The following is a 23,073-nucleotide window of genomic DNA, read 5'->3' as shown; positions in this document are numbered from 1 at the left end:
ATTTCCGCGCCACAGGTCCAGAACTTCGCTCAAGGCGACATTCGAGTCTCTCCTGCCGCAGGCGCCCGATGGAACATGGGTGCGTTTGCCCCCGACGCTTCGGTTCCGGCTGGCTTGATGGCGATCGCGCCGGCCGGGCTCAATCGCCCGCACCGCCAAAGGCTGTATGACGGCTCGGTGTCCCAATCGTAGTAGAAGGCCGCGGTCAGCCGCCCTGCAGCCATCAGCTGCTCGAAGGCTGCGCGCATGGCGCGAACCGCGCCTTCTCGCCTTCGGTCGTCGACGGGGCACGCGCGTGCAGTGTTGGCGATCCCCCATTCGGTCACCCAGCACGGCTTGCCGGTATCGGACGGCTGGCAAAAATCGAGGAGGCCCTTAACCCGATCGGCGAGGACAGACGCCGGTTTCTGCCCAGGGTAGACATGAATGCCGTAGGCATCGACGAGGCTATCGACGCCCCGCTCGCGCAGCAAGGCAATGACCTCGCCAGGGTCGAGCCGCTCCATGCCTCTCTTGTCCGCCTCGTCTGCAGTGAGGTCCGAAAGGCCCGCCGAAACGATGGCTGCGTCGCGGCTATGAACGGTGCCCCCCACTTCCTCGCGGGTGATCTTCACGGCCTCCAGATATTTGTCGAGCCCGCGCTCGAAGGCCGCCCTGTCCACGAGATCGGCGATGCCGCGCGGGGTCCGGTCGCCGGGCCTAGGAAAGACAAGCAGATCGCCGTTGTAGGCGCTCAGGTTGATCTCGTTTCCAGGCTCGATCGCCTCCAGGCGAATGCCCAGAGCGTCGATGCGCCGAAGCGCCTCCCGCAGCCCCGTGCGGTAGAGGTCAAGATCGAGATCCGAGAGCCGCTGGATATCCCAGATGCGGCCGAAACCGGTTCGGGGGCGAGCCGTCTCGGAAAAATAGCTTTTGTTCGTGAGCTGGACTTCGAGAAGGATTCGAATGCCCAGGCGGTTTGCGATCTCGAGCGCGTCGATGCTCTTGTCGACCGGTCGCGACAGCGAAAGCCGAGCGTGGGTGACGCCGTTCGCCGCGATCTCGCCCAGAACCCTTTCCTGATCGCTGCGGGAGAGCCAGCCGAGGTTCAGTCGGTTGATGCCGATGCGGGCATCCTCCGCCTCGCCGGCATCGGCAATCGGCACCTGGGCAATGGCCAAGGACGCCAGCAGCAAGATGCCTGCAAAAAGCCGGCCTGGCCTTGCCCTGCCGATTGCAAAGCTAGAGCGGCGGGCATTCTGATGAACGCAATTCCACCACTCCACGGTCTTTCTTGGCCGCATTTGTGCAACGTCAGACGATCCCGTCTGGCCGCAAAATGCCTTATAGGCCGACATGGGCGAGAGCGCCGCGGAAATTGGCTTCGCAAGCCCGATATCGGTCGATGACGGCCTGCGTGTCGATCTTGGCGAGGAAATTGGCGAGATAGCTCTTCTTGTCGGCCTCGCGATTCCACGTGGCCGCCTCGATGTAGGGGAAGCCGATGAATTCCAGCATCTCCCGCATGCGGTCGTCGACGGCAATCATGAGGGCCGGCACGCCGGCCTGCATGCCGATGATGCAGCCATGGAACCGGCGGCCAAAGCAGAGTTCGCGGGAGGCGATCCAACTACGCCACTGATTGGTGTCGAAAAACACCATGAGCTCGTGCTGACGCTGCCACTTTTCGGAATGCTTGTATGAGGTCGCGCCGGTGATCCGGCCGCTGGCCCGGTCGTAGACATGCGCATCGTCGTCGACGGGCAGGGACAGATTGTAGGCGATCACCTCGTCCTGCACGACATAGCTTGCGACGCTCGTCGGCTTCAGCAATGCGTGGGCATCGACGATCGTATCGGCCACGCTCCCGAGATACCCGCCGAAAGCGATCTTCTGTGCCTGCACCAGGTCGGGGTTTGCGAGGGCGGCGAGGGAGCGCTCCATCCCCACAGGGGAGAAATATAGCGACGGGCAGCCCGTCGGCTTCACGAACTTCATCCCCTGTTCCCTCAGGAACTCGGCAGTGAAGTAGCCACGCGTAAGGAAGAAGCTCTTCTTGCGCTTCAGGACGTCGAGGAATTTCTGGGTACCGGCGGGCAGGCTGTCCTTGAGGCCCTCCTTGCGCTGGATGCCGATGCCCATGACCACGACCGGCATCTTCAGCTTTTCGAAGACTTCCGCCTCCAGATCGGCCGAGTACCCGGGCCGCAGGAGATTGGCCGAGGCGAAGACGCAGATGTCGAACTCCTGGTTGAGGCATTCGTAGACATCCTCCGACTGGGAGCTGCGGGCGAGGTGCCAGAACGGCACGTAGGTGACGTCATGCTCCTTCAGGCTGTAGCCGGCGCCCTCGCCAATCAGGTAGTTGCCCGTATTGGCAATCTTCCTGACCTGTTCGATCAGTTCCGACTTGGTCCTGATGTCGTCGAAATAGGGCCTGTGACGAACCTCCGCCCCGGATACGCTCGACACGGTTCGCTGCAGATATGATGGGATGCCCGTAAGCAGGATGCGCATGATGTTCCCTGAAATTGTGCCTGATACCTGGATCCTCGCGGCGCGCTACTGCCCGATGCCGATCTCGCGCAACGTCGAGCGGAAGTTCCGCTCGCGATCGGAATAGCGATCGACCAGTTCGGACGTGTTGAGGCCGGCCAGATGATCGGCCACGAACTCGGCCCGGTTTTCGGCCTTGTCGAGATCGGTCGCGTCGACGGCCGGCAGACCGGTGAAGCCCAGCATCTCGCGCATGCGGTCGTCCACCGCCACCATGAGGCTGGGCACCGCCGCCTGCATGGCAATGATCGAGCCATGGAAACGCCGGCCGAGATTGAAGTCCATCGACGACGCCCAGGCACGCCACTGGTTGGTGTCGAAGAAGGTGCGCACCTCGAACGGCGTCTTGAGCCGCTCGGCGCCCGGGTAGGCAAGGTCGCCGATCATCGCTCCTGAGGCCGAGTCGTAGATGCGCCCCCCGCTATCCGGCTCCGCCCGCAGGTCGAAGTGAATGAATTCGTCCTGCACGACATATTGGGGAGTTGAACCCTCCGGGTTCAATGCGTTGGCGTCGAGGATCGCGTCATGATTGCCGCCGAGGTAGCCTGAGAAGATCGTGCGCGCCTTGCCAACCTGTACGTCGGGGAGCTTCTTCAGCGAGCGGCGCATGTTGTCCGGCATGAAATAGACGGACGGGCAGCCGGTCGGCCGCACGAAGGAGAAGCCCTGGTCCTTCAGGAAGCCCGTGGTTTCAAAACCGCGCGTCAGGAAATAGTGCTCCCGTTCCTTGAGGACACTCAAGAGCCGCTTCGTTCCCTCAGGCAGCGCATTTTCGAGGTCCCTCCGGTTCTGGAGGCCGATTCCAAGCATGACGATCGGCATCTTGAGCTTGCCCAGCACTTCTGCTTCCGCATCCGCCGAGAGCCCCTTGCGCAGGAGGTTTGCGCAGGTGAAGACGCAGATGTCGAAATTGGCATTGAACTCGTCGAGCCCCTCTCCGTTGCGGCTGCAATTGTAGAGATGCCAGAAGGGAACCTGCTTCGCATGGGGCGCGAGCGCACGCAAAGCGCCCTCGCCGATCAGATAGTTGCCGGTATTGCTGATGTTGCGCAGTTCCTGAAGAAACTCGTCCTTTGTCTCGGGCTGTTTCTGCCGCTCCGAATAGGAGACGGACAATCCGTGGGCGCCGTTTGCAAGGCGCGAGTAGTGACCAGGAATGCCCGTCACGAGGATCCTTGGACGCATACAACTAGACCTTTCTACTTGCTGGATCTGGTGGGGTCGCTCAGCCTACGGCCGCGACCTCCGGATTCGGCGTCTCGCGCCGTTGCATGACCGTTGCGCGCGACAGCGATGAATTGCTCACCGCGCCGTCGCACCAGCCGAGGAACTCCGAGAAGGAACCTGTCCATGACCGGCGTGCCGCCGACCTGAGACAGCCCTCCATTAGCGGAGCGAGCTTGCCGCGATCGTGGGCGACCTCTTCGATGACCCTGGCCATCTGCCGCACCACCTGGGAGTCGACATCGGCATTGATGAGGATGCCGTCTTCGCCATGCGTGATGAGCTCGTCCACCGCGCCAACCCCGGTGGCGATGGGAACGCAGCCGAGTTGCTGCGCTTCGGCGATCATCAACGGAGCACCTTCCCAGCGCGAGGGCATGACCAGGACGTCCGCCCAGCCCAGCGCCTTGATCAGTTCCTTGCTCGCGAAGACCGGAGGGTGCACCTCGACGCCGAGGCCCTTGAGCTGCTCCGTCCAGGAAACGCTGGAATCTGCGAGGATCTCCCCGCCGATCGCCCTTATGTCGACGGGAACGCGTGAGGCGTGCAGTTCTGCGATGGTCGCAGCGAGGCGGTCGATGCCCTTCTGCTGATCGAACCGGCCCATGTAGAGGAGCCGTAGCCGGTCATCCTTGCGCTCTATCCGCCTGACCGACAGAACTTCGGCAAGCGCCTTGGGCGGCACTGAAAAGCTCGCGCCATTGGGGACGGCGAAGACCTTCTCGTGAGGGACACCGAAACTGTGCAGATAGATCTTGAGCTGCTCCGAGCAGGTCAGAAAAGCGTCGTAGCAGTGCTCGTGGGCGATCGCGGCGAAGGGCTGGCCGGCGGGCCTCTTGAACGAGGTGTTGTCGACGACGTGCAGATAGCAGGCCGTGCGCGTGCCTTCCGAGCGCAGCCGCGCAATCAGGGGATGGACCGACATCACGTGGTTATTGACGATCAGGTCGAAGCCGGAGAGTTGGCCCTTCAGTCCACCCCAGTCGACGTCATGGTGCTCGGCGATGAAATCCTGGCCGAGGAACAAGCCTGAACCTCCCCAGGCCGGAATGCCCTCGTTCCAGAAATGGATATGGTCGAAGCTCGCGTCGAACTCGTCGATCACATCCATGCGAAGCGTGCCGAGTACGAAAAGGTGGGTCTCATACCCAGCCCTCTTCAACTCGCGGGCGGCCGCATAGACCACCTTCTCGGCGCCGCCGAACGAAGCATTCGGCACAAGCAGCGCCGCTGTCCTCTTGCCGGCCTCGCTGTGGCCAAGCGGCAGGACGGGCGAGCCGCCGACTTCCTTCCGCAGCGACTTGTGCAGCTCCGCAAAAGGCACGAGCCGCGCTGGCCGCCAGGTCCAGCGCCTGCCGGCAGTCCGGCGCAGCGGACTTGTCGCGATGGCGTTGATGCTGTTGATCATCACCTGCTGGGGCGTGATCAGGGAGCGACGCGGCAGGGTTCTCGGGAACGGGAAGCGCACTTTCAGAATGGCCGATGTGGGCCATATCTGCTGGTTGCCGATCGAGGCAAACCAGTCCAGCGCATTGTTCTGGATTACGTCGCGAACAAGCGATGTCGGAATGAAGATGAGATCGGCCGGCGCGACTTGCGGTGCGCCCGACCCCAGGACGATCGGCTCGACCTTGCGCTGCGTTGCGTCGTTGCCGAGCTGGACGAAGACGATGTTGGCCTTCTCGCTCAAGCGCTCGAGGTGGCAAAGCACATTGGGCAGCATGCGCGACCGCCGCAGCAGATCGAGCGTCGCGCCGCTGCCGGCTATCAGGAAAGGCGGGAAATGGACGTTGTCGGGCTCACCGATGCTGGCCCAGAAATCCGGGATGATGTCGTCGAGACGAAGCATCCGTGGCGGCTTGGTGGGATCGGTGAAGAACGAAATGGCGGCATCTTCCGTCCGCGCGAAGAGATAGCGCGGACATTCCTCATGTTCGAACTCGACGAGCATCGGGCGCTGGAACAGCGCCTTGTGGCGCTTTCTGAGGAAACTTACCGAAGTCGCCCGGTCGCGGTTGGCTTCCTTGAAGCGGCTTTCCGCCCGCAGCCGGTACTCGAAGGTGGTGTCGTGGGATGGGATGCCGACGAAACCCTGTTCAATGCAGGAAAGCCAGAATTCCCAATCCTCGAAACCGTTCTGCCTGTCATCGTTGAAGCGCACGCCCGCCCGGAAGACGTCGATGGAGATCATCGAGCCGGTGTCGCAGATGTTGTCGGTGATGCAGTGGACCAGCCTTGAATAGCGATTGCCGTAGTGCGCGCGCCAGTTCACGGAGAAGGTGTCGATGTTGGTGTAGACCCAGCCGCAACCGCTGGAGAGAAGCCGCTCATACAGGGTCTCGATGGTACCCGGCAAAACTCTGTTGTCGGCGTCGAGAAAATAGACCGCCCGCGCCTCGGGCAGGTTTTCGAGCACGTAGTCGATTGCGCGGTTGCGCGCCCCGCCCGGCCCGGCATTCGGGCCGAACACCACATGCACCGACGGATGGGCGGCAGCGTAGAGCAGCAGCAGGTCGAAGGCCTCGCGCCGCGGGTCGCCGTCGACCGAGACGATGATGGCGATCCTGCAGTTGGAAGTCGTCGATGCCAGAACGGACTCTAGCGCTTCGAGCGCCAGCGCGGCGTGGCCGTAAAGCGGCATTGCCACGGCAATCAGATCGTCCTCACTGGTGGGCATTGAGCGCCTCCCCCGACTGCTTGACGAGCCGGAAACCGGACACCTTGAGCCAGGAGAAATCGACCGAGTCGGTGACGGCGCGGCTCAGGATCATGAGATCCATCGGCGCGCGCACCGGCTCGTCCATGTGGATGTTGATGCTGACCGACCTGTCGGGACCGACCTCGCGCCAGCCGCTGAAGAAGGCGGTCGGCTTCGCCGTGCCCTTGCGCACCAGCTCTGCCACCTCGGACCGCGCGTTGGAATTGGCCGGGGCGAGCAGAAAACTGACCGCCGCCGGCGCTCCCTGGGGATGATCGATCACGGCGCTTGCCGAGAAGGAAATGGTTCCAGGCTCGACCGCGCGGCTGACGGCGCCGGCGGAAATCCCGCTCTTGAGCGGGTGGCACACCACCGCGTGCTCGTGCTCGAGGAAGCGGACTGTCTGGAATTCGGGCACGACGGGCGTGACCGACACGTCGACTATGCGGCTCAGGAGATCGGGCGCCAGGCGATAGTCTTCGATGAACTGGCCGTCGAGCAGGTCGGTCGGCGCGATCATGTTGGGCATTCGGGTGGGCCTAACGCCCGGTAGCCCGGTGAACACACGGAATGCCAGAGGCCGCAGATCGAGGTCGGGATGCGCAACTTCCGATCGCGCCGTATAGCGCTCGCTGGCAATGGGGAAGCCGAGCGACAGCCCCACCATCTCCGGTCCCGTGGAGGACACCCGCAGCCGCAACGTCTTCGCTCCGCCTCCGCACGCCCGCGGTAGCGAGAAGAAATTCCAGTCCGCGACGAGCTTTGAAGCGGGAACGCTCCACTCGGCCACTCCTTCGCGGCTCTCGACATAGCTCAGCGTGACGACCAGCTCGGCGCCATCCTTCGGCACCGAATGGAGATGGAGGGCGACGCCGGCCACGCCCTGGCTGGAAACCGGCAGGAACTGCTCGACATGGGCGCTCGACAGGAGCTGGCCGATGCCCTCGTCCTTCGGATCGACATGCGGATCATGCCCGAAGATCTCCGCGACCGGCTCCCAGTTCCGTGCCTGGAATGCATCTTCGAGCGCACGGTAGTTTTCGAGCATCACCTCCCGCTCTCGCCGCAGCATGGCGACTTCTGAAGCGATCGAGGCGGAAAACCGGGAGAGCCGCCCCACCCCGCCCTCCGCGAACGCACGAATGAGCGCGCACATCTCGGCCCCGCTTTTCGCGTCGAGCCGCCGAACGGGGATTTCAGGCACCGTACCGAGTTGACGAAGCGAAACGAGAGCATCCCTCAGAGCGGCTTCGGATGCTTCGGAAAAGGCGACCGCAATGAGAGGAAAGGCGTTCCGCAGGATCGGCCGAGCATGAGCGTCGCCGTCAAGGAAGACGACCAAATCTTCAATGCCGGCCTTTTCGATAGCGGCACGGTCCCGATCGGACGCTGCGACCAACCTTATCTTCGCTGCCGATTGCCTCTCGCCAGAAGACATCACCCCGTGCACGCAGCGCCCTCAATAATAACGAAATCTCATTGATGTTTTTGATTGCCATTCGATCGGAATAGCTCCGAGACAACCAGTCAATGAAACCCGTATCAATAATTATTGCCGGCGACAATGATAAATTTCAGGCACTTAGCAATAGATTATACTTCAAAACTTGAAGTAATATTTACGCGATATGCATTTCTTTTGCCGGATTACAATTCAACCCGGTCATTTTTCCAATCAGAGCAGTCTGGCCTGCAATGCAGTCTTCGAGCCGGAAGCGCTGCTCGACCGTCCTGCGCGCCGCAGCCCGCAGTCCGGCAAAGCTGTCGGGGTTCTTCAGGGCCTCCAGAATGACCTCGGCGAGCGCATCCGTATCGAAGAACGGCACCAGCATGCCGTTGCGGCCCGAACGGATGACCTCCTGGACGCATGCGGTATCGGAGCCGATGACCAGCGCCCCGCAGGCCATCGCCTCCAGGACCGACCAGGACAGGACGAACGGGTAGGTCAGATAGAGATGGGCCGCGGAAATCTGGAAGAGCTGGCGTAGTACCGAATGCGGCACCACGCCGGGGAATAGCACCCTGTCTCTCGGGAGATCGAGCGACGCGAGAAGGTGCTCCCTCCACGACCCGCCTCCCGGCGGCGGCGTGCCATAGCTCACGCCGTCGCCGCCGACAAAGACGAACAGGGCATCGGGGTGCTGGCGGATGACCTTGGCCGCGGCCTCCAGCGCCTGCGGGAACCCGCGGTAGGGCTCGAGGTCGCGTGCGACGAAGGTGACAATGGGAGGGCTGCCGGCCTTGAGCACACGCCCGTCCGGGAGCTTCAGCGAAGCCGCCGGATCCGGGCGGAAGCGTCGCGTGTCTATCCCTTCGTGGCACACGGCGATGCGCGCTCGCGCGTCGGCCGGATAAAGGCTCCTCTGCCACTGGGTCGGGCTGATGCCACCCTCCAGCGCCTCCAGTGAAATGAGCTGCGCCATGTTGCGAAGCCTGAGCCGCTTGCGCGTTTCGAGATGAGGCTGATCTTCCGGGGCAAATCCGACATCCGCCCCTTCGGCCCGATAGAAGAACTCGCAATAGCCGAGCGCTGGCACGCGCGGGAGCACATCCTTGACGAACATCATGCTTCCCCAGCCAATGTGGCCGATGATGATGTCCGGGCTCTGGCCCTGGCGCGCCATCGCATCGAAAGTCTCGGCAACGCGGTGGCCGATCCGAACATGGTGGTCGGGTATGCCAAGATGCCGCGCCACGAGCGGATGGACCCGTGGCCCCGGCTCTGTTCGATGCCGCACGACACGAACCGACGGGATACGCTGGTCGATTGCCTCGGTCACGAGGCTCACTTCATTGCCGGCCTGCGCCAAATGCGCGGCCAGTGCGGCGAACTGGCCGAAGCCTCGCCGATGCACGAATGCTATATGCATGATGTCTAGCAAGCCCCCGACAAGGACCCGCCCTTCAAACTCAGGTCAAACGCCGTAACGTGCAGCATTGGCCCAAACCAGTTCGAGCCGGTGCAGCGCTTGAAAGGCGGCAGCGAGGTCCCGCAGGTCCTGCTCCCCGCAAAAAGAACGTTCAAAGAGCTTTGCGGCATCCCGCAAGTCGGCGCAGAGCTGCCTGCCCCTCTCCGTCAACCTAATGCGGGCCGAGCGCTTGTCGCGCTGGGAGGTGACGCGGTCGATGTAGTCGCCATCGGTGAGCTGCTTCAGGTAGTAGGAAATGTTCGAGCCCACGTAGTTTCCGCGATCGAGCAACTCGCCGACCGAGACCTCCGTATCGCCGATTGCCAGCAGAACCATCACCTGGGCGGGCCCGATATCGTCGACGCCGAGCCTGGTCAGCTCCGCGGCAACCAACCCGGAAAAGCGCCGGCTGGAACGCTCCAGGAGCCGTGCCAGATCGAAACACGACACCTGCGGAGCATCGCCAATTTGATCGCGACGAGGCTGCTCAGGGGCAACATGCCGCCTGTCGCCCACGCTCCGTAGTAACAATGCATCTTCCAAACCCATGGATGGGTAGAGAAGTTCTTGAGTCATCCCTCGCTCCATTTCAGAATTTTACTTCAAAAATTGAAGTAAATCACAACAAAGCCCCACCCCAGATTCCCGAACTTGAGAATGTTATCATTTTCGTGTCACACTGACGACAGAGATATTGCTATATGCTCTGCATGCGGTGCAGGCAACATCCTCAAACCGCCAAACACGGTAGCCCCAGGCCAAATCGCCCATGCTTGATACTGTTCGAAAAAAACCCGTTGGCAAGAGCCAAATTGGGTCAGTTGTCGCCCAGAATGGGACGCTCAATCCGAGGTTGCTCGTCCTGCAGGCCCGGCGTGTCTTTGTCGTGACGCTACTTTATGCTGCCCTTTTGAGTGCATGCATAAGCCTGCTGCAACTTACGATGCCCCTGTTCATGCTGCAGGTGCATGACCGCGTGCTCAATAGCCAGAGCATCGATTCTCTCACCGCGCTCACCGTCCTGGCGGTCGGCGCGCTGCTGGTCTATGGCGTGCTCGAATTCATCCGCGCCCTCTCATTCCAGGCCATGGGCAGCGCCGTGACGCGGCGGCTGAACCTGCCGCTGCTCACGGCCGCAGTCCAAGCTTCCGTCGATCAGGGGGTGTCGCGTGCGACGCAGTCGCTGAGGGACCTGACCGAACTGCGCGGCTTCCTCACCTCCCCCGCGGTCAGTGCTCCGCTCGATGCCGCCTGGTCGCCCATCTTTCTTGGTGCACTCTATTTGTTGCACCCCCTCTTCGGCGTGGTCGGCACGATCTCGGTGGCGCTGCTGCTGTGTTGCGGTGTCGTCACTGACCTGCTCACACGCCAGCTCATGAAGGAGGCAAACCAGGCCAACATCGAGTCGGTGGCGAAAATCGGCGCATCACTTCGTCACGCCGAGGCGATCGAGGCCATGGGCATGCTGCCGGCGCTGGCAAAGCGATGGCGGGCAGCGCAGATGCACGCACTGGACCTCCTGGAAACCAGCGGCAGCCGAAGCCGGGCGATGTCGTCCATCACCCGCGTGCTCCGCTACACCGTCCAGGTCGCGACATTGGCCGCGGGCGCCCTGCTCGTGCTCAAGCAGGAGGTCACCCCGGGCGCCATGATGGCCTCGAGTGTCCTTATCGGCCGCCTGCTCCAGCCGTTCGATTCCGTCATCGAGAACTGGCGGCAATGGGTGCTGGCGATCGCCGGCTGGCGCCGGATCGAGACGGCCCTCAACGAGGATCTTGCGGTGCGCCAGGCCATGCCCACTCCGCACTCGGACGGCGACCTGGTCATCGACAGGCTGGTCTACGCCGCGCCGGGCGTGGACGTGCCGATCATCAAGGGCATCTCCTTCTCCCTTTCCCCCGGCGAGGTGCTGGGGCTGGTCGGCCCATCCGCCGCCGGCAAATCCACCTTGGCGCGGCTGCTCGTCGGCATCCTGAAGCCCACGTCGGGGGGTGTCTTCCTGGATGGCAACAACGTCTATCTCTGGGAGCGCGCTTCCTTCGGTCGCGTGGCCGGCTATCTTCCGCAAGCGGTTTCGCTGCTCGAAGGAACGATCCGGGACAACATCGCGCGGATGGAAGACGGCGACCCGCACAGGGTGCTCGAGGCCGCGCGGCAAGCCGAAGTCCACGATATGATCGGGCGGCTCCCCCTGGGCTACGACACGCCGGTCGGCGACGGGCACCTGACGCTGTCGGGAGGGCAGAGGCAGCGGATCGCGCTTGCCCGCTGTCTTTACGACCGCCCCCGGCTGATCGTGCTGGACGAGCCGAACGCCAATCTCGACGCGGTCGGCGAGCGTGCGCTCATCCGCGCCATCGAAAAGGCTCGCGACGACGGCGCCATCGTCGTGATGATCGCCCATCGGCCGACGATCATGGAGGTCGCGGACAAGCTGCTCGTTCTGGAAAACGGCCGCATCACGCAGTTCGGGCAACGCACCGATGTGGTCGCTTCGATGACGTCCGGCCCGTCGTCGCGCGAGGTCGTGGCATCATGATGCACAGGTCGAAGCCGTCACCAGAGCGCACCGAGGTTCAGCCGGTCCGCAAGTCCACCCCTCCGGACCATCGCATGCGCGCAGCGGGACAAGCGCCGCTCCCTGTCAGCGCCATGGAGCAGGAGCTGGCGGAAGGCCGAGCCCGTTCGCCGCTCCGGCGCCTTGTCATCGCCGGCTTCACGACAATCCTCCTGTCGTTCGGCGGCTTTCTCGGCTGGGGATTTCTGACTGAACTCAACAGCGCCTCGGTGGCCAGCGGCACGATCATCGTCGATTCGAAACGCAAGACAGTCAGCCATTTCGAGGGCGGCATCCTGAGCCGCCTCTTGGTGCAGGAGGGCGACAAGGTCGCCGCCGGGCAGCCCCTGATCAAGCTCGAGGACACGCGCGCCCGTGCCGACCTGCAAGCACTGGAAAGCCGGCGCACCGGCCTGATCGCAAAACTTGCACGCCTCAGGGCGGAGCAGGCCGGTACCGAGGCGATAGGCTTTCCCGCAGATCTTGGCGGAACCGGCGAGGCTGCAGCTCAGGACGCCATGACGGCTGAAAGGGCATTCTTCGAAAAGAGGCGGGAGTCCAAGGCAGGCCGAAACGCGATCCAGCGGACGACGATCGAGGAGTATTCCGAGCGGTTGAAGTTCCTGACCATCCAGATCGAGGCCACCGACCGGCAGATCGACCTCATCGACGGGCAGAGGTCGGCTATCGCGACCTTGGTGGACAAGGGGTTTGCCCAGCGCTCCAAGCTCATAGAGATCGAGGCCAGGCTCAGCGAACTCGCAGCCTCGCGCGGCGAGCTAGGTGGTCAAAGAGCACAAGCGGAGAAGGCCGAGGCAGGTGCCGAACTCGCGCTCACGGGCATCGAACGCGACTTCCAGTCGGAAATCGCCGGCGAAATCACCACGGCCCGCCTCGAACTCGCAGATGTCGAGGAGAAGATCATTGGTGCGAAGGACGTGCTGCGCCGCCTCGAGATCCGCTCCCCGCAGGCGGGAATCGTGACCAACATCGGCGTACGCACGCCGGGAAGCGCCGTGACGCCCGGCCAGCCGCTGCTCGACATCGTGCCGGAAAGCGAACCGCTGCTGGTCGAGATGAACGTGAGCACGCGCGACATCGACAGCATTGCGGTCGGCTCCCGGACGCAGATCCGGCTGACGGCATATAACCAGCGCTCGCACCTGCCCTTGTCGGGGACGGTCACCTACGTCGCCGCCGACCAGTCGGTGGACGAAAAATCGAGCACGGCCTATTTCGTCGCGCGGGCTCAGATCGATCCCGAGTCGCTCGCCGCAAATCCGGATATGCGCCTCTATCCCGGCATGCCGGCGGAAGTGATGATCGTGCACAAGGCACGCCGGGCAATCGACTACCTGGTTTCTCCGGTCGCAGACAGCTTCAATCGCGCGATGAGAGAGGACTAGCCGCAACGCTCCTCGGGTTCAGTCCAAGGAGCCGGCCAGCCCGGCCCTTGTTCGCAGGGCTGCGGCACCTCGATTTTGCTACCGACGACTCGGCAAATCGGATCACCTCGAAAAAATGCTTCAAAATTTGAACCGCTTTGAACGCAGTATAAGATGAACTTATTCGAAAATTCTTTTTACTATTCTTTTTGTTTGTTGATATAATAAATCTGCAACAAATAATTCACCTAATAAAATAGAATTTGTGCTCTAAGGTATATTGCACATCTCTTCCATTCCACTACACAATGGCTCCGCGCAATCCTCGGCCTCTGCCGACGGGAGGCGCGTTCAAACGAGGAAGAGGTTAAGCAGATGGCCACATTGGAAGGCGGCGCGTATGACGACGTCTTGTTTGGCTCTCGCTTTGATGACGTCATTCGCGCCCTTGGGGGTGATGACTTCGTCAGCGGAGGCAACGGGGACGACATCATCACAGGGAACGGCGGCGATGATCTGCTGTTCGGCGACAATGGAGACGACACTCTGTTCGGCGGCGACGGCCAGGATGCCGTCTATGGCGGCAACGGCAGTGATGTCCTGAGTGGCGGCCCCGGCGACGACTTGCTGTTCGGCGAGAACGGCAACGACGTGCTTCGGGGCGGCGACGGCAGCGACTTCCTGATGGGCGGCCGGGGCAGCGACATCCTTCTGGGTGGTGCCGGCAACGACGTCATCGACGGTGGCGCCGGCAGCGACACCCTGGTCGGCGGCCAAGGCAGCGATCTGTTCGTCTTCGACGGCGGCGGCGGAAACGACGTCATCCTCGACTTCACGCCCGGCGAGGATCTGCTGCAGATTTCGAAGGACATCAACGGTCTCGATGTCTCTTCTCCCGAAGACCTGGCTTCGCGCATCACCCAGGTGGGCGGCAATGTCGTGATCGATCTCGGCCATGGCGACACGCTTACGCTGGTGAACGCCGACGCCCAGGACATCCAGGCCAACCCGGAAAACTACTTCACGGTTCACTGAGCCTGAAACGGCGTGCCCCACCCCCTCCCACGGGGCACGCCACATGCCCTTCAACCGATCCAAAGGACTAGCGCGTGACGTCCGACCGTTCGAGGGCCGCCGGCGGCGTTTCCAGCATTGCACGGGCCTTCCGGCTTTGTTCGGACGTGGCCGTCGTGATCTGGGACATCCCCCTGCAACTGCCGGCCATAGGCAAGTTCGTCCTGTCCATGCAGCGGCAGCCGGTCCCGCTTGTCAGCATGATGCTGCCGCTGGCCGACGGGAGGCAGTGCATCCTTTGGGCGATGAGGCCCGACAACAAAGCCGAACGCATGCAGATTTGCGCAGCGGACGGAAACACGTTGCTGTCCTTTGCGCTCCAGCCAGCCGCCAAACTTCCGCTCCTCGATGTGGAAGCCCTCCTGGAGAACCTCCCGCCCGAGGGCAGCATCAAGTTCCTGAACACGCTCCTGACCGTCTGGCGAAGCGCGTTCCGCCTGTCCCGCGACGAGCTTTTCGCAGGCATCGTCGACGACGCCATCCAGGCCTTGGTGCCGACGCCGCGGCTTGCGAGCTCCGTCTGCCAGATCGCTCCCGGACGGCACCTCATCCAGGCCGACGTCAGCCCTGAACTGGGCGGGATCGGCAACCTCTATGCAGTCGGCGCCAACTCCGTTGTGCCGCTGACTATGCAATTTGTCGTCGGCGGCAGGTCGGAGCGTGGCTGGCAATCCTGCCATTTCATTCTCGAACAGCGGCAGCCGGCGCAGCCGCTGCATCTCCTCTTCCTGGGCAAGAAGGGCATCGCGGTCCGGCACCTGCCCAACTGCAATCCGCGCTATTCCGGCCTCCAGAAATGGTGGGCGGAGCAGCAGGGCGGTGCGGGCCTGCGCGAGTTCGTCGTGCGGCAACTGTCAAACCTGTCCCGCAGCGGCGCGGCAACCACAACCGACCTTCAGCTGCGAGCACCGCTGCCGGCCAGGCACGTCACAAAGTCGGCGATGCACGCTGCCGCCGAGATCGACCTTGCACTGTCGCTGCAGGGAGGTCTGCTCGCCGGTGGCTGGACCGACGATCCGGCCTCCACGCTCGCCGGCATCGACTATCTGAAAGAGGACGGTACCGCCTTGCCGCTCGACGGCAACTGGTACCAGTTCCCGGCCTGGGGACGCGAAGGGAAGTCCAGCGCCAAGACCGACGTGACCGGCTTCGTCGCCTGGCTTCCCTTGGACGAGCCATTGGGTCCGTTGCTTCAGCCGCGGTTCCAGCTGCGGCACACCTCGGGTGCGGTGAAACCGCTCGTGCCGAAGCCACAGCCCTTAGAACCGGTCGCCCAGCGCAACCGCATCCTGCGCGCCGTTTCCCCGCAACATGCAACGGATGAAGCGTTCCGCACCATTCTTGCCCCTGCCCTTCAAGATGTCGAGCAGACGCTCGGCAAGACCATCGGGGTCGATCATATGAAGGACTACGGCCAGGCGCGAAAGGCACCCCTGGTCTCGATCGTGGTGCCCCTCTACCGCGTTCTCGACTTCCTGCGCTTTCAGCTGTCCGGCATGGCGACCGATCCCTGGCTCGCGGAGAATGCCGAGATCATCTACGTGCTGGATTCGCCCGAGATCGAGGACGAGACGAAGCATCTCCTGGGCGGGCTGCATATCCTGCACGACCTGCCGATGAAGCTCGTGGTGATGAACCGCAACGGCGGCTATGCCCGGGCCTGCAATGCCGGTGCGCGCTTCGCGAACGGCTCGGTTCTCGTCATGCTCAACTCCGACGTGGTGCCGCGCGAACCGGGCTGGCTCCAGTTGCTGACACGACCGATTTTCGAACGGGATGAACTCGGCGCCATCGGCCCGAAGCTGCTCTTCGAGGACGGATCGCTGCAGCATGCGGGCCTCTATTTCGCCCGCGACCAGCGCGGCATCTGGCTCAACCATCATTTCTACAAGGGCATGCCCGGACGCTACCCGTCGGCGCAAATTGCCCGCGACGTTCCCGGCGTCACCGGCGCCTGCCTCGTGATGCGCAGGGAGATCTACGAGCGCGTCGGCGGCTTTACGGAAGACTATGTCATCGGCGACTACGAGGACAGCGACCTCTGCCTGAAGATCCGGCGCATGGGCCTCCAGATCGCCTATGAACCGGCAGCCTGCCTCTACCATTTCGAACGCCGCTCGATCCGGCGCAGCAACGACTACATGCGCGGCGTCGCCAGCCAATACAACGCGTGGCTGCATACCCAACGCTGGAACGACGACATCGCCGAGCTGATGGCCGCCTCTGTAACCGACGGCGGGAGCAAAACTGTCGTCGCCATCGGCAAAGCCGCCGGGGAAAGGAGCGCCGCATGAGCGAAGCCGCCATCCGTCATGAAGCCACACCGGCAATAGCGCCGGCCGATGACGACCGTATCCGCTGGCTGCAGGACGCGGTTTTGCACAATCGCTTCATGCCGCAACCCGATGCGGGCAGCGTCTTCGTCGGCGACGGCGACTTCCGGGCGGTCGGCGCGGAATTTCTCGGCCATTTCATCCGGCTGGGGGGCCTCAAGCCGGAGCATCGCGTGCTCGACATCGGCTGCGGGATCGGCCGCATGGCCGTTCCACTCACCCAGTATCTGGATGTAGAGACGGGCCGCTACAGCGGGCTGGATCCCGTCGAGGGTGGCATCGCCTGGTGCCGGCGTTTCGTCACCCCGGTCTATCCCAATTTCACGTTCCAGCGGCTCGACATCGCGCACAATCTCTACAATCCGCAAGGCAAGATCAGCGGCGAGGCACTGAAGCTGCCTTATGCCGATCGGCAGTTCGATTTCGTCATCATGACGTCCGTCGTCACCCACCTGCCGCCGGACGAGGTTCTCGTTCATTTGAGCGAAGTCGCCCGGCTGCTCAAACCGGGCGGACGCCTGTTCATGACTGCTTTCGTCGTCGACCGAGTTGCCGCGGAGAACATGTCCGGCAGGCGCGATCCCAGACTGGCCTTCGTGCGCGATGGCAACGGCCCGTGCTGGTTCGTCCCTGACATGCCGCCGCTTGCGGCTGTCGGGTTCGACGACGGTTTTCTGGACCAGGCACTGGAAAAGGCCGGGCTTGCGGTCGCCTTCAAATCCCTCGGACATTGGCGGGGCCAGGACGCGAATCACTACCAGGACGTCTACGTGGCCGAGTCCCGCAGAGCCCAGCGGTAAGCATGCGCATCCTCGTTGCGGCGCACAACCATCCGGCCCTCCATCCAGGCGGTACCGAGATCTTCGCGCACGACCTCTTCCGCGCCTATCAGCGCGCTGGCCACGAGGTGCTTTTCCTGGGCGCCACCAACCAGATCCATCGCCAGGCCAGGCCCGGCACGAGCTTTCAGGGCCTTGGCGGCGCGGAAGACGAAATCCTGCTGTGGTCCGGCCACTTCGACCGTTTCTACATGAGCCAGGTCGACCTCTACGGGGTCGTTCCGGACCTCGTGGAACTACTGTCCGACTTCCGCCCCGATGTCGTCCACATCCACCACCTGCTCCTTATCGGCGCCGAGTTCCCGCATATCGTCCGGCGAACGCTGCCGGACTGCCGGATCGTCATGACGCTCCATGACTACTATCCGATCTGCCACCACGACGGCCTGATGGTGCGCACCAGCGGCAAGGAGCTCTGCCACGCCGCAAGCCCCGACCGCTGCCATGCCTGCTTCAAGGACATACCCCTCGACCGGTTTGCGCTGCGCGAGCGCCACCTGAAGGCCTTGCTGCGCACGGTCGACCGCTTCGTGGCCCCGAGCCAATTCCTGCGACAGCGCTTTGTCGAATGGGAGCTTGCCGAGGACAGCATAAGCGTTATCCCCAACGGTCTTCCGCCCCGGCGCACGCCGGCGACGGGGCAAAGCCACGGCGTCCGCCCGACCGTCTTCGGATATTTCGGCAATCTCAACCCCTGGAAGGGCACGACTGTTCTGCTCGAGGCGGCCCGCCAGCTCATCGCCGAAGGGCTCGAGTTCGAATTGCGCGTCCATGGCGGCGCGCCGTTCCAGAGCGAAGCCTTCGTCGAGGAGATCGACCGCCGCTTCGGCGAGACCGCCCCAACGGTGCAGCGGCGCGGACCCTATCGGCGCGAGGACGTCGCCGAACTCGTCGCGGCGGTCGACTGTACGGTCGTGCCCTCCATCTGGTGGGAGAATGCGCCGCTGGTCATCCAGGAAGCACAGGCTCAGGGGCGACCCGTCATTGCCAGCAACATCGGCGGCATGGCCGAACTGGTCGAAGACGGTGTCAATGGCCTGACAGTCTCGCCCGGCGATCCGCGCGCCCTCGCTTCGGCCATGCGCCGCATCGCCGAAGAGCCGGAACTGCGGCGACAGCTTTCCAGAAACGCGCGCAGGCCCGACGACATCGACACGACCGCCCTGCGCTATCTCGAATTGATCGAGGCGATCGAGCCCGCACGTGTCTCCAAGCAGCCTGAGGGACAATCGAATGCCCGTTGAAGTCGAAGGAGCGGCTATAGTGGTAGAGCAGAACAACGCCAGGCCGGTGAGTGGCCGCGTCGACGCTATCGACCAGGGCCGAGTCTTCGGTTGGGCCTTCGACCCCACCGAGCCGAACAAGCGGCTGGCGATCCGCGTCGTCCTGGACGGCAAGACGATCGCCGAGGCGGCTGCCGACCGCGATCGTCCAGATCTCAAGCGCAACGGCATCGGTGACGGTAAGCACGCCTTCGAGATCGCGCTGCCCGAACCGGCGGTCACGCGCGTGGCAGAACTCGTCGTGGTGGCCATCAACGGGCAAGACAACGAACAGACACTGCGCGTTCCGCGCCCCGACGAACAGGCCGCCGAAGCCCTGATAGCCGCGCCGCTCGCCAAGGTTCTCGACAGGCTGGACGTCCTGATGGCCGCGCAACGGCAGCTGCAGGTTTCCCAGCGCTCCTACTTGCGCACGCAGCAGATCGACGACGCGGGCGAGGCGGAGACGGTAGGTCTCATCGACATCAGCACCGCCGTTGCAAGCCTCCGGACTGACATCACCCAGCGGCTGAACGATCTCGACGTCCATCTGATGCGGCTTGATGGCGTGGTCGCAGGGATGGAGAAGAACCTGGGTGGACTGCAGAAGCGCTCCAACGGGGAGGTGAAGCCCCTGCTCCTCTTGCTCTTCGTCCTGGTGGGTTTTGCGGCAGGCGCTGCCATGACGCTGCTTGCAAGGGCCTGAAATACCATGCTGGCCGTGGACAATGCCCCCTCGCTTGCCACCGCATCCCGGCGCTCCGGCAAGGCTCCCAGAGCAGGAAGGATAATCGGATGCCCGATCGGCGATGACACCTTGCTGGTCATCGGCAGCGGCGGGGCCATGCCAGCCGAGGCGCAGGCAGAACTCAACGACGATCCGTCCGAAGCTTGTTCAGCGGAAATCGTCAGTTGGCGATTGGCGGCGCCATTGCCGATAGCGACACACGGTTTCGCGGCACTGCTGTCGACTGGCACGGCCGATCGCGTCTTCACGACCTTGCAGTTCGGGCAGGAAAGTACCCGCAAGCGCTATGTCTTCACGCCTCGCGCCGCCTCAGTGAGCGAAGCTGCCGCTGTGCTGGCCGAACTAGCCGGGAACCAATTGGCCGCCGCGGTCGATGCTCTGGTGGATTTTCTCATCAAGGCGCCATCAGGTTGGCGCGAACCGTCAGCCATCGCCGCACTTGTCAAGGCTGCGCACGGCAGCACCGGCTTCATCGAGCTTCTCGGCGAAGGCCAGAACGGAGAGATCTTCCTGCAAGGCTGGGCCCATGACATCCTGCCGGGCGTTTCCCGAACGGTGGCCGACGGCGAGAGGCCCTCGGCTGCGGAGTGCGCAATCGCCGTCTACGCCCGGCAGGACGTCCCTCAGGGAGCTTCGGGCTTCGTTGGCCTCCTGCATGGGGACGAACAGCTCATACCGGGCGGCATCGGGGGATTGGCCTATCGCGGCCGCCACGGATGGCGCTACGCGGCCATCCATGATCGCAAGCTGATTGCCGGGCCGCTGGAAACGCCGGGCCATGTCCGCTCGGTGCTTCTGCGGACACACAGTTCGGCCCCGGTTCTGCTGCGCCTGCGCGCAGCCGCAAACAGCTTCGACGGAACCGAGACGGTTTCGAGCCTGCCCTTTCCGGTGCGGATGGGGATAGACGATGTTTTCCAGGTCGATGGTGCCGGTCTTCTCATCTCCGGATGGCTGCTTGATCCCAACAACCACGTCCAATGCGTGAAGCTGCGCCGCCACGGCTGCGAGGCAAGGCTCGATGACCACTGGAGCCGGCTCGATCGGCCCGACGTGACCAAGGCCCATGCAGACGAGCCCGCTTTTTCGCGCGCATACGACCGCAGCTTCCACAGGCATGGCTTCGTTGCCTATGCAAGGCTGCTGGACGGCGACCCGTCGTCGGCGCTCTACCTGGAACTCACATTGCGGGATACCCGCCGCGCCTTCGTGCCGCTTGCACCGGTGCGGACTGCGGCTCGCCTTGCTGTGATGCGCCAGCTCCGCGCCATCGACCCCACGGATTGGGCGCTGCCGGAACTCATAGACCGCCAGATCGTCCCGCTTCTCGCAGCCTCCGCAAGGCTATCGCCGACGGTCAAGGCCGTCCTCGATGCAGGCCCGTTCGAGGAGGCCCTCGGCCCACCGATCGTCGTCAGCGTCGGTGAAAACGATGAAGGCGGCATTGCGCCCCTTCTCGCACTGCTGGCGATCGATCCCGCAACCAAGCGGGCTCCCATTGCCCTCGTGATGCCCTGCGAACGCTTTCACCGGCAGGTAGCCAGGATAGGCAAGCTCGCCGGGTTCTACGGACTTGCCCTCAGGCTGGTCTCGGCGGAGGAAACAGGCGACACCTACGACCTCCTTGAAGCCGGGGCTCGGGCACTCTCGTCCGAAACGGTCGTGCTACTTGCGGGATCGTTGCTGCCGCACGGGCCCGGCTGGTATGGCAAGCTTGTCGCCACCCAGGCGGCGCTGAAGAGAAGCATCATCTCCCCGACCCTGGCCTATGAGGACCATTCAGTTCGCTGGGCCGGAACCTGGCCGGCAGGCCGGTACGAAGGCTATCCCATCAGCGCGGTGACCGGGCTCAAGCTGACGCCGGTTGCGGCGGCATCGCTCGAATGCTGCATTATGCCGCGCGAGGCGCTCCTCCAGGCCGGCGGCTTCGCGGCAGGATTTCTCGGCTCCCGGGACAAAGGTCTGGACCTTGGCCTTCGGCTCAGCAGCGCCGGCCTTGCCTCCTACTGGCTACCATCCGTGCAGATGCTCGGGTCCGACGAGACATCGAGCACGGCCCCTTTGGCGATGGGAGCCCTTTTGGAAGGCATCGATCGCAAGATTCTCGATGCCCGCGGTACCGCCGAACTCGTCCGCAACGAGAAACCACTGGAGAGGCCGCGCAGATGAACGAGCAGCTTCGTGTCCTCGTCGTCTCGCACGGGCATCCGTCGATCTCGCTTGGCGGTGCCGAGATCGCGTCCCACAGCCTCCACCGGGGCCTGAATGCGCTGCCCGATGTGGAATCGGTCTACCTCGCGCGTGTCGGCCGGCCCTTTCCGCGGCATGGCGCCTCGGCGCTCATGGGCCTTCGTCCGAGCGAGGACGAACTGCTGTTCCACGCCGACGACTACGACCACTTCTTCCTATCGAACAGGGACACCGACGCGCTTCAACGCGACCTCGTGCGCTTCGTGCGAGACGCCAGGCCCCACGTCATCCACTTCCATCATGTTCTGGGCGTCGGGATGGAAGCGCTTTATGCCGTTCGCGAGGCCCAGCCGTGGTCGATCATCGTCATGACGTTCCACGAATATCTGTCGATCTGTCACAACCATGGCCAGATGGTTAAGAAGCCGACCGGCCAGCTCTGCCGGGAGGCTTCCCCTATCGCCTGCCATGGCTGCTTTCCCGAAATTCCGGTGTCGCACTTCCTGAAGCGCGAGCGATTCGTGCGCGGAATGATCAATCTGGCCGATGCCTTCGTCAGCCCGAGCAAGTTTCTGGCCGACCGATATGCGGAATGGGGGATCGATCCGGACAGGCTGTCGGTGATCGAGAACGGGATCGTGATGGGGGAGGCCGCGACCGCACGCGAGCTGCCGACGCGTGCCCCCCGCCGGAACCGCTTCGCCTATTTCGGACAGTTGACGCCTTTCAAGGGCGTCGACGTGCTGATCGACGCAGTCTCGCGGGTACCGAAGGACATCTGGGGCGACGACGCCTGCCTGATGATCTTCGGCGGCAATCTCGAGCGGCAGCCGACCGAATTCCAGGACCGCCTGAAGAAGCTCATCGAGGACGCCGGCCAGCGTGTGCGCTTCTACGGCGCCTATGAGAACGCCGATATGCCTCGCCTGATGCGCTCGGTGGACTGGGTGGTGCTGCCGTCCACCTGGTGGGAAAACTCGCCGCTGGTGATCCAGGAAGCCCTGCACCACCGCAGGCCGATCATTTGCTCCGACATTGGCGGCATGGCCGAGAAGGTGCGCGACGGAAAGGACGGACTGCATTTCCGCGCCGGCAGTGCGCAGGATCTCGCCGACCGCCTCGCCGAGGCGCTGGCCGATCCCCAGGCCTGGGATCGGCTGCAGGCGTCTATGCGACAGCCTATGAGCCACGTCGGCTGCGCCCGCGAGCATGTCGACCTCTACCGCCGGCTGCTGCGCCGGAAGCATGGCGACGCCGTCGCCTCCCGGACATCCCTCCTTCCTCAGGCGGGTTGAGAGACGATCGACACCGGCAAATCC

At 63.5% G+C, this 23,073-nt stretch carries 16 protein-coding genes; 9 read left to right on the top strand and 7 right to left on the bottom strand.

Annotation, left to right across the window (positions count from 1 at the left end):
* Positions 1 to 29 precede the first annotated feature (29 nt).
* The 7 genes from AmiPiv_RS08710 to AmiPiv_RS08680 all read right to left on the bottom strand — a co-directional run bounded on the left by AmiPiv_RS08710 (position 30) and on the right by AmiPiv_RS08680 (position 9,942).
* Complete coding sequence (locus tag AmiPiv_RS08710; protein ID WP_445206934.1) at positions 30 to 1,175, bottom strand: glycoside hydrolase; 1,146 nt, start codon at positions 1,173 to 1,175, stop codon at positions 30 to 32.
* A gap of 148 nt (positions 1,176 to 1,323) precedes the next feature.
* Positions 1,324 to 2,496, bottom strand: coding sequence for a polysaccharide pyruvyl transferase family protein (locus AmiPiv_RS08705; RefSeq protein ID WP_340036983.1), 1,173 nt, complete (start codon positions 2,494 to 2,496; stop codon positions 1,324 to 1,326).
* Between the two features lie 45 nt (positions 2,497 to 2,541).
* Positions 2,542 to 3,720 (bottom strand): polysaccharide pyruvyl transferase family protein, encoded by a 1,179-nt coding sequence (locus AmiPiv_RS08700; protein ID WP_340036982.1) that lies wholly within the window; start codon positions 3,718 to 3,720, stop codon positions 2,542 to 2,544.
* A gap of 40 nt (positions 3,721 to 3,760) precedes the next feature.
* Complete coding sequence (locus tag AmiPiv_RS08695) at positions 3,761 to 6,436, bottom strand: glycosyltransferase (RefSeq protein ID WP_340036981.1); 2,676 nt, start codon at positions 6,434 to 6,436, stop codon at positions 3,761 to 3,763.
* Entirely contained in the window at positions 6,423 to 7,895 is a 1,473-nt protein-coding gene (locus tag AmiPiv_RS08690) for a DUF6212 domain-containing protein (protein WP_340036980.1), read from the bottom strand. The genes AmiPiv_RS08695 and AmiPiv_RS08690 overlap by 14 nt, the downstream gene beginning before the upstream one ends.
* Before the next feature lie 181 nt (positions 7,896 to 8,076).
* The gene (locus tag AmiPiv_RS08685; RefSeq protein ID WP_340036979.1) at positions 8,077 to 9,327 is read right to left on the bottom strand and encodes a glycosyltransferase family 4 protein; all 1,251 of its coding nucleotides are present in this window, start codon (positions 9,325 to 9,327) and stop codon (positions 8,077 to 8,079) included.
* A 45-nt stretch (positions 9,328 to 9,372) separates the two neighbouring features.
* The gene (locus AmiPiv_RS08680; protein WP_340036978.1) at positions 9,373 to 9,942 is read right to left on the bottom strand and encodes a MarR family transcriptional regulator; all 570 of its coding nucleotides are present in this window, start codon (positions 9,940 to 9,942) and stop codon (positions 9,373 to 9,375) included.
* Positions 9,943 to 10,135: 193 nt separating this feature from the next.
* On the opposite strand from AmiPiv_RS08680, the gene AmiPiv_RS08675 reads away from it, so the two are divergent.
* From AmiPiv_RS08675 to AmiPiv_RS08635, 9 genes are all read left to right on the top strand, one after another.
* Complete coding sequence (locus AmiPiv_RS08675) at positions 10,136 to 11,905, top strand: type I secretion system permease/ATPase (protein WP_340036977.1); 1,770 nt, start codon at positions 10,136 to 10,138, stop codon at positions 11,903 to 11,905.
* Positions 11,905 to 13,329: an HlyD family type I secretion periplasmic adaptor subunit gene (locus AmiPiv_RS08670; RefSeq protein WP_340037306.1), complete on the top strand. Its 1,425-nt coding sequence runs from the start codon at positions 11,905 to 11,907 to the stop codon at positions 13,327 to 13,329. Before AmiPiv_RS08675 ends, AmiPiv_RS08670 begins: the two co-directional genes overlap by 1 nt.
* 354 nt (positions 13,330 to 13,683) lie before the next feature.
* The gene (locus AmiPiv_RS08665; RefSeq protein WP_340036975.1) at positions 13,684 to 14,343 is read left to right on the top strand and encodes a calcium-binding protein; all 660 of its coding nucleotides are present in this window, start codon (positions 13,684 to 13,686) and stop codon (positions 14,341 to 14,343) included.
* A gap of 74 nt (positions 14,344 to 14,417) precedes the next feature.
* A complete protein-coding gene (locus AmiPiv_RS08660; RefSeq protein WP_340036974.1) occupies positions 14,418 to 16,676 on the top strand; it encodes a glycosyltransferase family 2 protein in 2,259 nt (752 codons plus the stop codon).
* Positions 16,673 to 17,515, top strand: a complete 843-nt coding sequence (locus AmiPiv_RS08655) for a class I SAM-dependent methyltransferase (protein ID WP_340036973.1) — start codon at positions 16,673 to 16,675, stop codon at positions 17,513 to 17,515. Before AmiPiv_RS08660 ends, AmiPiv_RS08655 begins: the two co-directional genes overlap by 4 nt.
* A 2-nt stretch (positions 17,516 to 17,517) precedes the next feature.
* Positions 17,518 to 18,798, top strand: a complete 1,281-nt coding sequence (locus tag AmiPiv_RS08650) for a glycosyltransferase family 4 protein (RefSeq protein WP_340036972.1) — start codon at positions 17,518 to 17,520, stop codon at positions 18,796 to 18,798.
* Positions 18,788 to 19,522, top strand: a complete 735-nt coding sequence (locus tag AmiPiv_RS08645) for a hypothetical protein (protein WP_445206930.1) — start codon at positions 18,788 to 18,790, stop codon at positions 19,520 to 19,522. The genes AmiPiv_RS08650 and AmiPiv_RS08645 overlap by 11 nt, the downstream gene beginning before the upstream one ends.
* Before the next feature lie 6 nt (positions 19,523 to 19,528).
* Positions 19,529 to 21,733 carry a hypothetical protein gene (locus AmiPiv_RS08640; protein WP_340036970.1) on the top strand — a complete coding sequence of 735 codons (2,205 nt, stop codon included), beginning with the start codon at positions 19,529 to 19,531 and terminating at the stop codon, positions 21,731 to 21,733.
* A complete protein-coding gene (locus AmiPiv_RS08635) occupies positions 21,730 to 23,049 on the top strand; it encodes a glycosyltransferase family 4 protein (RefSeq protein WP_340036969.1) in 1,320 nt (439 codons plus the stop codon). Before AmiPiv_RS08640 ends, AmiPiv_RS08635 begins: the two co-directional genes overlap by 4 nt.
* The last annotated feature ends 24 nt before the right edge of the window (positions 23,050 to 23,073 follow it).

It is taken from the genome of Aminobacter sp. Piv2-1, assembly GCF_037625995.1.
Classification (GTDB): Bacteria; Pseudomonadota; Alphaproteobacteria; order Rhizobiales; family Rhizobiaceae; genus Aminobacter.
The sequence above is the reverse complement of the archived record's forward strand: the minus strand, read 5'-3'. Positions and strand labels throughout refer to the sequence as shown.